Here is a 13,232-nt window from a genome sequence, read left to right on the forward strand (position 1 = left end):
GGCCCTTTAAAAAAGGGCCTTCCATATCTATAATACATCAGATTATTTCAATTCTAACTTGGTCGATGCTTTACCAATAGACACCTTATACGATCCTTTGGGTAAATAATATTTACCATTACTAGCCTTTTTTAATATCAAGTCCTTGTCCGCCTTTAAAAGCGCCTTACGACCTTTTTCAGATAATTCAAGATTGTAATTCACATAATTGAATCCTTCATCGACCTCCGTCTTAAACGAATTTAATTCAGTCCCATCTTCAGTAGAAATTGTAATTGTCTTAGGACCAGAAGAATTACTGTAGAACTGCAGACTTACTTCAGGCTCATAAGCATCCAACCACTGACTCCAAGAGGTGCCCCAACGATTGGAATGACGCACTGGCTGCACCTTGAAAAAGCTTATGCTGCTTTCCGATGTTGTTGGGTTCATAGCCTGTAGAGGGGCAATATTGGCTTTGTAAATACTTCGTCCGTGGGTCCCAATGAGTAAATCGTTGGTATCTGGTTGTACTTTAATATCATGAACAGCTACATTGGGCAGGCCATTTGAAAACACCTCCCAAGATGCCCCGCGGTCAAAACTTACATACACCCCGTTGTCCGTGCCCACATAAAGAACCTCAGCATTCGCTGGATCCTCAGTTATAACATTAACTGGGGAAGCCGGAATACCAGCACCAATAGCTTTCCAGGTAGCACCCATATCCTCACTGGAATATAAGTAAACATTGAAATCATCCCAGCGGTAACCGTTTAAAGCGACATACACACGTTCTTTCACGTGTTGCGAAGCCACCACGCGACTCACCCATAAATCTTTTGGTAAGGATCCTGAAATATCCGTCCAGCTACCACCACTATTCTTAGTGACCTGCACCAATCCATCATCACTACCAGTATAAATTAATCCAAATTGGTACGGACTTTCACTTATGGAAGCAAGCGTCCCATATGCGACATTACCTTTTTTACCTCCTTTGGTAAGGTCCGGGCTAATAGCCTCCCAATCATCTCCTTGATTCATGGAGCGCATTAACTTATTACCTCCCAAGTAGAGAATGTCCTGATTATGACTTGATAATAATATGGGAGTTTGCCAGTTAAAACGGTATGGAGCCTCCCCTAAGGTATGCTTTGGCTGAATGTATTCTTGCTCTTTAGTCTCGAGATTTAATCTAAAATAATTTCCAAACTGGAATCCGGTGTAAACAATATTGGTATTGCGTTTATCAATTTGCACCTGCATACCATCTCCACCCATTATGGAACGCCATGGATACTGTCCAGACTGATGCCATGATTTATTCTCGCGTGCATTATTAGCTCCTTTCCAAACTCCATTGTCCTGAAGACCTCCATAGACATTATAAGGTTTTTCATGGTCATAGTTGATATAATAAAACTGACCAACAGATGGCATGTTATTCTTAATCCAATTCTCTCCGTCGTCATACGAAATATTAACTCCACCATCGTTACCATTGATCAAGTGGTTAGGATTGGCCGGGTTGATCCATAAGGCATGGTGGTCTGCGTGCACATTCTCAGCACTGATAGAAATAAAACTAGATCCACCATCCTTGGATTTTAAAATGGGTACCCCATAAATATAAATGTGGTCCTCATCTGCAGGTGATACATGGATATGGCCAAAGTAATAGCCATAACTAAAATACACCCCATCAAGATAACCCTCATGCGTCTTATTCCATGACTTTCCACCATCGGTACTCTTATAAATTTCGGCACCAATTACTGGAGTATCAAATAACATGGAGTTGGCATCCTCTAAATAAGTAGCTAAATCGGCCGGTTTTACATTGCCAGAGCGTACCATTTGCTTCACATTATCAGCGCGGTACTTTTCCTGAAAGCCATTGGTCTTTAAAAAGGCATTTAATTTCTTGTCTTCAATCGCCAGAAACTCATCCTTAGTCATGGATTTAAAATCTTCTTTTGTAAGACCGCGTTTTTCACCCTTAGATTTTTCAGATGGCCGTCTAAACTGATTGTCATGGATGGCATAAATGGTATTATCATCGAATACGGCTACCCCTATACGGCCTACACCTTCTCCGGTTGGGAAACCGCTCTTATCTGTAGAAACCAATTCCCAGGTAGCCCCGGCGTCGGTACTTTTATAAATACCAGAGCCTTCGCCATTACCTGTAAAATTCCAGGCTTTACGATCTTTGGTCCAGGCGGTTGCGAACATGACGTCATAGTTATCTGGACTATGTCTCAAATCAATGATCCCCGTCTCATCATTTATAAATAGGGCTTGAGTCCAGCTGTTTCCGCCATCGGTTGTTTTGTAGATACCACGCTCCTTATTTGGAGAATACAAATGCCCCGTGACACCCACCACAACTACATTAGAATCATCTGGGTGAATGAGGATACGACCTATGTGATGTGAGTCTAAAAGACCAATATTGGTCCAGGTCTCACCGTTATCGGTAGATTTCATCATGCCCATCCCAGCATAGGAGGAACGCGATGCGTTGTTTTCGCCCGTCCCTACATAAATGGTTCGCGTTGGCCAGTGCACAGCAATATCACCAACGTTTTGGGTTGGCGAACTGTCTAAAATTGGGTTAAAGGTAGTTCCATTATTGTTAGTGTGCCAAACACCCCCTGAGGCGTAGGCTACATAAAATTCAGATGGCATATCGGGATTCACATCCAGGTCGACCACTCGACCACTCATAATGCTTGGGCCAATATTGGCAAAAGGCACATTCTTGACAATAGAACTGGCCGTCATTTCAGCTTTCTGTTTTAAAGCTTCTTCAACGACATTAGCTTGGGTGGCTGGTTGCTGAGCCATCACTAATACAGAAGCCATTAAGGCCGAAAAAATAAGGGATAGTTGTTTCATTTCGGGTTGGTTTTAAGGAGCATGAAAATAGGATTTTTTACCCTAAATAATCCGTTTTATAATAGATTTAACGGTTTACAAGGCTACGCCAATTACTAGAAAGCTTGACGACCCATCATGCTCCTTTCGGATACCGAACTTGTGCCAAACAGATAGATTAGAGGCTTTAGAATTTGCATAAAAGGAGCTACCTTTCGGGTTAGTTCCCTTTCTTATATTATGTAATAAAATAAGCGGGGCGAACGCTAACAACAACGCACAATACAATGAAATACGACCGCATTAACAAAACACTTTTTGAAACCAATCGCCGCAATTTTATGGCGGCCATGAAGCCTAATAGCCTGGCCATCTTCAACTCTAATGATATCTATCCGGTAAGTGCCGATAGCACCTTACCCTTTGCCCAGCATCGCGATATTTTCTACTTATCAGGAGTAGATCAGGAAGAAAGTGTATTGGTGGTATTTCCCGATTGCCCAAAGGAAAAGCATCGCGAAATCCTCTTCTTAAAAGAGACTAACGACCATATTGCAGTTTGGGAAGGTGAAAAACTAACCAAAGAGGCGGCCTTTGAAACCTCTGGAATTACTACAGTCTATTGGCTCCAGGACTTAGAAAAAATTCTTTTTGAGCTGATGACCCAGGCCGATACGGTTTACATCAACACCAATGAGCATTACCGCGCCAATGTTGAAACAGAGACGCGCGAAGCCCGTTTTGTCAAATGGCTAAAAGACAAATACCCGGCCCATGAGGTAGCTAAGAGTAATCCTATCTTACAACGACTGCGTTCGGTTAAAAATCCAATTGAACTAGCATTAATGCAACAGGCATGTGATATTACCGAAAAAGGCTTTCGTCGCATTCTCAATTTTGTGAAACCAGACGTCTGGGAGTACAACATAGAGGCCGAGTTTATGCACGAGTTCCTTAACAACAGATCCAAAGGCTTTGCCTATACGCCTATCGTGGCATCTGGAAACAATGCCAATGTGTTGCACTACATCGAAAACAATCAGCAATGTAAGGCCGGGGACCTCATCCTTCTGGATGTAGGTGCCGAGTATGCCAACTATTCCAGCGATATGACCCGTACCATTCCTGTTTCTGGCCGTTTTTCAGAGCGCCAGAAAACTGTGTATAAGGCAGTGAATCGTGTCAAGGAGGAAGCCACTAAAATGTTAGTACCTGGAGCCTATTGGGAAGCCTACCACGTGGAAGTTGGTAAACTAATGACTTCTGAACTTCTGGGCTTGGGATTGTTGGATAAAGCTGACGTCCAGAACGAAAATCCAGACTGGCCAGCTTACAAAAAATACTTTATGCACGGGACCAGCCACCATATTGGATTGGACACCCACGATTATGGCTTACTGCACGAACCCATTCAAGAGAATATGGTGTTTACCGTAGAACCCGGTATTTATTTGCCCGATGAAGGTTTTGGAGTACGCTTGGAAGATGATGTGGTGGTACAAGCTAGCGGAGAACCGTTTAATCTGATGCGAAACATACCTATAGACGCAGACGAAATTGAAGACCTAATGAACTCATAACAAAATCAATTCCATGAAAACTTACAAAATCATCTATTACGTTTCCACCGGACTGTTTACAGCCTTAATGCTCTTTTCTGTTTCTAATTATTTCCTGAACACAGAGATGATCGCGGAGTTATTTGATGGATTTGGATACCCAACCTATTTGATTTACCCCCTTGGAATTGCCAAACTTCTCGGATTAGTTGCGCTTTGGTTTTTTAGAAATAAGGCCATCATCGAGTGGGCCTATGCGGGTTTCTTTTTTAATGTGGTCCTGGCCTTTTTTGCACACTTTATGATTGGTGATGGAGAGCATATGGGAGCTGTTGTTGCTTTAATTTTACTACTGGGGTCGTACTGGTCCTACAGAAATTATTTTTAGAGTTTGGCGAATAAGGTTTCACTCAAAGGAGCCATATCTATTGGCATTGGAGGTATGGTGGGAGGCGGCATTTTTGCGGTGCTTGGTCTGGCGGTATCTCTGGCTCAGGGCGGTACTCCCATTGCCTTTTTATTTGCTGGGGTCATAGCCCTCATTACCACTTACAGTTATATAAAACTGTCACAAACCTATCCCGATCGCGGTGGCACCGTACGCTTTATTAACCAGGGATTTGGAAGGTCGGTATTCAGTGGGGGTACCAACAACCTGCTTTGGGTGAGTTATATTATTATGCTCTCGCTATATGCCTCAGCCTTTGGTTCTTACGCCCCTAATCTGTTTGAGTTAACCGGATCCAATTTGGATTTTCATCTGTATGCCAGTGCTATTGTCATACTTGCCACCGCCATTAATTACTACAGTATTGCCACGGTGAGCGCCATTGAATCCTATGCCGTGATTATCAAACTAGTTATTCTTCTGGCATTTGTAGCTCTGGGAGCCTATGGCCTTTTTGGAAATCCCAATTTAGAGCAATTGTCAGTATCCAACTGGGAAACCCCAGTGAAACTCATTACGGGTGGTATGGTGATTTTTGTGGCTTATGAAGGCTTTGAACTTATTGCCAACGCCGCCCCGGATATTATAAACCCAAAGGTGAACATTCCACGAGCCTATTGGATCGCTGTCATTTTTGTGGTGCTACTCTATGTGATCATAGCCATTGTTACCGTGGGTAGTCTCCCTTTCAACCAAATTGCGACGGCAGAGGATTATGTGCTGGCCGAAGCCGCCAAGCCCATGCTCGGCGATCTGGGGTTTACCATTATTACCATAGCGGCCCTGATTTCCACCTTTTCCGCCATTAATGCCTCCTTATACGGGGGTAGCCGTGTGAGTTTTGAAATTGCCGAAGATGATGAACTACCGCATCATCTTACCAGTACCCTTTGGAACCAACCTATAGGGCTTATGATTACCGCCATTGCCCCCCTGATACTCACCAACACCCTGGATCTGGAAAGTATTTCAACAGCAGGTAGCGTTGGCTTTCTGTTTATTTTTGGATTGGTAAATGTAGTGGGCTATCGCACACGCAAGGCTACTGGCGCCACAGCCATGGTTCCACTATTGGGAGCCCTACTCTGTTTTTTGGCTTTACTTCTGTTAATGATACAGCAATACGAAAGCAACCCAACAGGCGTGCTTGTAGCGATAAGCATTCTCGTGAGCTGTTTTATTTTTGAATACCTCTACAAGCATTCTGGCACAAAACTTGAATCACAGTCCTAAACAAGATTAACCATGCGTATCCTAGTTCTTTCTTTATACATTTTGGCCAGTACGGCCAGCCAATGCAGTACCATTGACAAATTACAGACCACTGAGGAAGTGGTGGAGTTTATTCACAGCAACACGAATGATTTTAAAGCCGATAATCTTGAGCTAAGTATCAAATCTACAGATCAGCTGGCCCAAGAACTGGCATGTAATGGTATTTTTAAGGAATGGGATATTAAAAACTGGGAAAAGGCAGACCTTAACAATGATGGTAAAACAGACTTGCTCGTATTGGGAGAATGGTACGGTGCTCATCCGCTCATAGTTCTTGATAAAGGACAGGACACTTATGAGTTTATAAGACTCAGTAATAACAGCTTTGAATATTGCGAGTTATTTAAACCCATAAGTGTTAAGAACACCACCCTCATTAAAGCCTATGTCCCCATCAATTCACAAGAGACCCTGATTCCTGGTGCCGAAAAATTTAGAATAGACACACTAAGCTTTTTTAACAATACACTGGTCAAATACAATCCCAGTCCAAAGACTGAAGCCATTAGTTCCATTCATTTAAAAACATCTGCCTGCTATGGCAATTGTCCGGAATTTGTATTGGAACTATTTCCGGATGATCGGGTAGAATTCAACGGATTGGAGAACACTCCTGTTTTGGGCATGCACAGTTATAAAGCCACCTCAGGTACCTTTAAAGAAATATCGGAGCTCCTGAATTATATGGATGTCAAGCATCTTAAATCAGGCTATCAGGTCAACTGGACCGACGATCAAACAGCTTATTTGACCATTAGGTTTGCAGACGGTAGTACTAAAACAATCATGGATTATGGTTTACAGGGGACACCTGGCTTAAAGGCGGTCTACAAAGCGCTCTTTACAGTGATGAAGAATGTGAATACCATGTGAGTAACAAAACATTAAGACTGACGTCCTATAACAAAAAGACACTATGTTATTTCACGAAGTGCAATCCGGAGCGTCGGGCTCTGCTAAATTTCAAAAAGGCCTGAAACGCTTTACGGCCTTAATTTTAGAATTGAGTTCACGCGACTTACCAGCCCATATTGTCAAACATATCAATACCCAGATTGCCGCGGTAAACGAGTTGAAGGGCACCGAAAAAAAGGACTGCCGAACACTTTATAAACACCAGCAATCCATCCTTAAATTATTGGAAAAAGAGCTCAAATTAGTACCCAAAGGGTATTACCAAAGCCTTTGGATGGTGCTTGGTATGTCTGCTTTTGGCTTACCCATGGGAGTCGCTTTTGGAGCTGCAATGGGCAACATGGGTATGTTGGGTTTAGGCCTTCCTATTGGCATGTCTGTTGGTCTGGCCGTTGGAGCCGGTCTTGATAATAAGGCTGCCAGAGAGGGACGCCAATTACTATTTAAAAACAGCCTATAAAAAAAGCGGTCAGAGACCGCTTTTCTTTAGTTAACAATGAGTTTTTTAGTGATAATAGCTCCGTCTTCCAGAGAACATCGCAGGATATAAACCCCGTTACTCAAACCGTTAAGGTCTATTTTCTGAGACGTGCTATGGCTCTTATAGTCTATCGATCGCACCAATTTTCCTAACAGGTCATAGCATTCTATAGGACCGTCTAAGCGCATTCCCGCTGCCAGGTGCAGCTCCACACTGCCATGTGCGGGATTTGGGAAGAGTCTTAGATCCGATTCCTGCCATGGATTCTCATCAATTCCAAGGGACGCCCCCGATATACTGTTAGAAAAAGTCACCTCCGAGGTGCCATTAGCATAAATACATTCCACCGCATAACGATAAAACTCACCAGAATCAGCACCTGGTACCTCATCCAGAAAATCTAGACCTTCCACCGCATTTTGGTTAAGCAGGTCCCAACTATCTGTATTAGGAAAAGAACTGGCCAAGCCTCGGTAGATATTATAGGTCATGACTTCCCCATTGGTTATAGGATTATCTTCTGTTATTGTATTAACACGTAATAAGAAGGCTGCTGAATACCCTACGGCTCCAATAAAACTGGTGAATAGGGTGGTAGATTCGTTTGGATATTTGATTACCGCACCATCAAACATATCACCTCCAGAATCAGCGTACTCAATGGCCAGAGAATTGGTACTGGCGGCATTATCCTGCCAGTGCACCATCACAGCAATCAAGCCCGAAACCGTAATATTAGGGATATCAATCGTCTGTTGTGCATTTTGCTTGATAAGAAAGGGAGCACTTGAAGCCAGAACTTCATCACTGACAATATCCACCACATCTATGGTCACATAATCCTCAGCATTCTGAAAAATATCTGTCTGAATTTCAACGGTATTCAGTGTGGTTGGACTTTCAAAATTAAAGTAATTACCCAGCCAAACATTCTCATTAGGCTCATTGGTGTAAGAGGTGGTAATTGTGCCTGAATCATGACGAAGCTGTTCTTTTTTACTGGTCTTTGGACTCTTCCAACTAAGCCTTGGGCCTTCATCACTATTATCCACCGCCACTTCAAAGGCACTGATAAATTCTTCTTCAAGAATTATATCCCCTAAATCAATATTGCTATCAGTAGGATTCACCTCAATGGTTTTAGAATAATAACCATAGAGCAACACCTCTACTTCATAATTAAACGTACCATACACCAATGGAAACAGGAAGGTTCCTGAAGCATCCGTGGAAACTGTTGTTTCTATAGTATCATCCTCTAATCTCAGATTAAGAGTGACCGCTTGTAAAGGAATGCTAATATTATTATCCCCATACACAGTTCCAGTGACCTCAAGCTCCAATAACAGGTTGAGATTAAAATCCTCGGTCTGATTGGACGAATTTAAATCTATGGTCACCGTTTTAGTCTCATAACCATCGGCACTAATTCTAAAGGTATAGCTTCCAAAAGGCAAGCTCTCAAAGGCATAAGCCCCATCACTGTCTGAATTTGTACTCACGGCAGCATCCACTAGTTCAATACTAGCACCACTAATGGTAGTGCCTGAATCGGCATCACTGACCACTCCAATCATAGAGGAGAAATCCGTACTGGGATCGATAATGAATCGTGTAAAACTAGTTTCAGACAACTCAAAGAAATATTCCGGTGGACTGTTGGGATCCAGATCAAAGGCGTCCAAAACTCCAATGGTTCGGGTAGGACCATCATTGCCTAGTGTCCCGTACATTCTAAAAATAGACGGTGGCCACTCAGGATCGTACTGGTAATTTTGGACTACCACATTATTAATCCCATTTAAGAGCACCGGCTCATCAAAAGGTATGTAGAGCTCATTGTCATCACCAGGAAATATATCAATAACCCCATCGAACACCAGGGTCATTTGCTCAATATCTTCCCAGCCTTCTGATAACTCCACTCTGTCCGTCTGGCGGATCCATATTTTTAATGGATAGGATTTCGTATCACTGGACGCTAGCAGATTTTTATAGGTATAGGTCATCCCATAGGCATAACCAGCTGATCCTATTTCATCCTGATAGTATAATAACTGCGTTAGGTCGTCCTCACCAAGTGTATTGGTATTACCATTAGCGGTGAACGGAATAGCCGGACTGGTGTTGTCTTTGGTTCCAATTTCACTAACAATAGTGGTTTCGGGAACCACCCCAATGGTATAGCTAAACGATTTGTTATCCATCGGATTTTCGTCATCGGCCATTTCTACCTCCACATATACTTTTTGGGTACCCAGCTCTGTAAAGGTATGTGCCAGGGACAGCTTAACTTCTTCCCATGAACTAAGTAGCGTGCCCCCATAGGTATTTAATATGGTTCCTTCCTCATTCTTAATATGGATCTGATACCCACGGGCGGCTGCAACGCTTTTCCCAGCATTGCGTAAGACCACTTCAAATTCCTGCTCCACCCCTTGCCTGGCTATAAAATTACTTTTAACGGACAGGACCCTCAGGTCGTTGTCATACTGAAATAGCTTGGCATCAGAACTAAACAAATCAAATTTGGCATCTCCAAAAGAGCCGTTTGGCAAACCGACGATGCCAATTCTATTGGCACCTGCGGCGGCTGAAATATCATAGTCACGCAGTTCCCAGTTGTTAAAGCCCTGACTGTTTTGAATGGTGGATATGGTTTCAATCTCACCAGTGGCTTCGTTTTTCCATACTAAGGTATTGGCAATAGGATAGGCCATGGATGACTTGATATAGAACCGGAATCTATCGCCCTCTTTAATGTCCATTACCGGGGTGAAAATGGTATCGGTAACCGTTCCAAAATAATTCTCATCCACCTGCGACGAATAAAAATACTCACCGTCAGCGGCTACTCCAAAATTACTATTATCGCGCACTCCAAAATTGATACTCCATCCTTCTGGGGGAAACTGACGTCCCTCAAAACTTTCCATAAAGGTATCCACGGTATAACTCGCCTCATAGGCATCGTTAACTGCATTGGTATCCCCTAAGGCATGCACTGTAACACCAATATTAAAAGATCCGGCATCAAAATTGTAATTGCCCAAAACAACCTCTGTGGAAGCCCCAGGCTCCAGGGCCAAATTGTCATTGGTATAAGTAAAGGAAGTCTCCGCATCCACCGACCAATCGATGATCACCTCGCGAATGGGATTGCTCCCCTGGTTTTGAATGGTCACCTTCACATCTGCAAGTCCAGAGACTGGAGACATCCCCTCAGGACTCATATTGATGATCGCGGCATCGTTAAACGGTGAGACCTGGTATAAGCTTGCCACCTGATTGTTCAACGATTCAAAATCATCCTCAGTACTGACCTCAGCCTCCAAATTGTAGAAGCCATTGGTGCTAAAATCATAGTCCCCCAAGGTCAATTCCACGCTGGTATTAGGAGCGAGATTAAGACCCTCAAATTGGGCTGTCGCCTGAGCCGTCTCATTGACACTCCAGTCAATTGCCAGGGTATTAATAACAGTCGTTCCATTATTGGTTACCTGCACTTTTACCGACTGACTGTCCGGAGTTTCCGTCACTCCATTGGGTGTGGTAAAGGCATCCATCTTGACATCTGTAAAGGCAAATGGCGTTACGGATACTTCATCTATAAACCAACTGTGATAGGTACCGGTGTAACGGAATGCCACATAAATGGTTTCATTTTCAAAAGCGCTTAAATCGATACTGCGTTGCTGCCAGGCCGAGGTGTTTAATTCGGTTTCATAAACCGGAATAAAATCACCCGACATGGGATCGCTGCTTCCTCGAGAAATGAGTACGGTAGCACTATCGTAGTACTCAATACTGTTTTCATTAGAAATCTCCCAGAACTTGAGTTGGTAATCCCCGTTGGCAATTTGAATACCATTGGATACCAGCCAATTGTCACATTGGGCGTTATTAATGGAGGAATAGGCTGAGTGTTCCCCCTGAAACGAGGTACCATCATAATCCTGACGCCAGCCATAAATAGCATCTCCAAGTTCCAGTATCTGCCAATTAGGAGGCCAGCTTTCAAAGCCCTCTTTTAAAATTACCTGCCCCATGGTGATTTGGGTCACCATCAGCAACAGGATGAAACATATCCTTTTCATAATCGTATTTCTAGTGTCTTTAATTATTGTTTAATCATCATTTCAGAGAAACGCTGCCCATCTGCCAGTACATTAATCAAGTAGGTACCAGAGGACAAGTGCGATGTATCAAGGCGCAACTCCTGACTTTGATTTATTTGATAGCTACCCATAAGCTTTCCTTCCATGGAGTAAACCGCTACTTCTACCGACTCATAAACCCTGTTAAAACTGAGTTGAATGCTATCTGTAAATGGGTTGGGATAGGCCTGCCATACCATTTCAGCTGGAGTTTCATCCAGACTTAAGGAGGCCACCACAAAACAATCGGATGTTTCGGTAAGACCACAACGACTATCGGTGATTACCACCGCGTAGCTACCGTTAGTTTCAGCAGTAAACTCCTGATTAGTAGCTCCATCAATTGGAGCATTACTATTATCACAATCCACCCACTGGTACGTAATTGTATCCCCAACAGCATTGGCGGTTAGTACATTATCAGTTTGCTCAACAGTAGTGTCAAGAACAATTTCCGGTTGGTCGGCGACAATCCCTAAAAAGATATTTGATGAAATTGGATCAATGGCATCACAGTCAACCGTGATACTGCCCGTTACTTCTGGGTAACAACCTCCAGATCTAACAAAGGTGTAATCGTAAGTACCAAAAGCAATGTCTGCTACAATGTTATCAAACTCAGTTACGGAATAGTTATAGGTGTTGTCGTCATTGCTGATGGTAATGTCCCCGTCTACCCAGGATCCGATTAGTGGATGACTGGAGGTGGATACAAATACCGCTGCTGACGTGGTCTCTGCTTGATCAGCAACAATGCCTAAAAAGATATTTGATGAAATTGGATCAATGGCGTCACAGTCTACCGTGATGCTACCAGTTACTTCTGGGTAACATCCTCCTGAACGTACAAACGTATAATCGTAAGTACCAAAGGCGATGTCTGCTACAATATTGTCAAACTCGGTAACGGAATAGTTATAGGTATTATCGGCATTACTAATAGTAATATCTCCATCGACCCAAGATCCAATTAATGGATGACTGGATGTGGATACAAACACGGCTGCTGAAGTTGTTTCTGCCTGATCCGCTACAATGCCTAAAAAGATATTTGATGAATTTGGATCAATGGCATTACAGTCTACGGTAATGCTACCAGTAACTTCTGGGTAACAACCTCCAGATCTAACAAAGGTGTAATCGTAAGTACCAAAAGCAATGTCTGCTACAATGTTATCAAACTCAGTTACGGAATAGTTATAGGTATTGTCATCATTGCTGATGGTAATGTCCCCGTCTACCCAGGATCCAATTAGTGGATGGCTGGAGGTGGATACAAATACCGCTGCTGACGTGGTCTCTGCTTGATCAGCAACAATGCCTAAGAAGATATTTGATGAAATTGGATCAATGGCGTCACAATCTACAGTAAGAGATCCTGTTACTTCTGGGTAACAACCTCCTGAGCGTACAAAGGTGTAATCGTAGGTACCAAAGGCGATGTCTGCCACAATGTTGTCAAACTCGGTAACGGAATAGTTATAGGTGTTATCGTCATTGCTAATAGTGATGTCTCCATCTACCCATGATCCAAT

General features: G+C 43.0%; 8 protein-coding genes. 5 read left to right on the top strand and 3 right to left on the bottom strand.

Annotated features, from left to right (window positions below):
- Positions 1 to 42 precede the first annotated feature (42 nt).
- Positions 43 to 2,883 carry a WD40/YVTN/BNR-like repeat-containing protein gene (locus DN064_RS11540; RefSeq protein WP_115462804.1) on the bottom strand — a complete coding sequence of 947 codons (2,841 nt, stop codon included), beginning with the start codon at positions 2,881 to 2,883 and terminating at the stop codon, positions 43 to 45.
- Between the two features lie 266 nt (positions 2,884 to 3,149).
- Between DN064_RS11540 and DN064_RS11545 the strand changes: the two genes are divergently transcribed.
- From DN064_RS11545 to DN064_RS11565, 5 genes are read left to right on the top strand one after another with little or no spacing between them, the layout of a single operon-like run.
- Positions 3,150 to 4,442 (top strand): aminopeptidase P family protein, encoded by a 1,293-nt coding sequence (locus DN064_RS11545; protein WP_115462805.1) that lies wholly within the window; start codon positions 3,150 to 3,152, stop codon positions 4,440 to 4,442.
- A 13-nt stretch (positions 4,443 to 4,455) separates the two neighbouring features.
- Complete coding sequence (locus tag DN064_RS11550) at positions 4,456 to 4,809, top strand: DoxX family protein (protein WP_115462806.1); 354 nt, start codon at positions 4,456 to 4,458, stop codon at positions 4,807 to 4,809.
- Between the two features lie 3 nt (positions 4,810 to 4,812).
- The gene (locus DN064_RS11555; protein WP_115462807.1) at positions 4,813 to 6,102 is read left to right on the top strand and encodes an APC family permease; all 1,290 of its coding nucleotides are present in this window, start codon (positions 4,813 to 4,815) and stop codon (positions 6,100 to 6,102) included.
- Between the two features lie 12 nt (positions 6,103 to 6,114).
- Positions 6,115 to 7,017 (top strand): DUF6438 domain-containing protein, encoded by a 903-nt coding sequence (locus DN064_RS11560; RefSeq protein WP_157962302.1) that lies wholly within the window; start codon positions 6,115 to 6,117, stop codon positions 7,015 to 7,017.
- Between the two features lie 43 nt (positions 7,018 to 7,060).
- Positions 7,061 to 7,519, top strand: coding sequence for a hypothetical protein (locus DN064_RS11565; RefSeq protein ID WP_232827479.1), 459 nt, complete (start codon positions 7,061 to 7,063; stop codon positions 7,517 to 7,519).
- Positions 7,520 to 7,545: 26 nt separating this feature from the next.
- On the opposite strand, the gene DN064_RS11570 is transcribed toward DN064_RS11565, so the two are convergent.
- Together DN064_RS11570 and DN064_RS11575 are read right to left on the bottom strand one after the other, a co-directional pair.
- The gene (locus DN064_RS11570) at positions 7,546 to 11,637 is read right to left on the bottom strand and encodes a T9SS-dependent choice-of-anchor J family protein (RefSeq protein ID WP_115462809.1); all 4,092 of its coding nucleotides are present in this window, start codon (positions 11,635 to 11,637) and stop codon (positions 7,546 to 7,548) included.
- A 23-nt stretch (positions 11,638 to 11,660) separates the two neighbouring features.
- The coding region (locus DN064_RS11575; protein ID WP_157962303.1) for a T9SS type A sorting domain-containing protein at positions 11,661 to 13,232 on the bottom strand (1,572 nt) is incomplete at its 5' end.

The organism is Winogradskyella aurantiaca (genome assembly GCF_003362725.1).
Lineage (GTDB): Bacteria > Bacteroidota > Bacteroidia > Flavobacteriales > Flavobacteriaceae > Winogradskyella_A > Winogradskyella_A aurantiaca.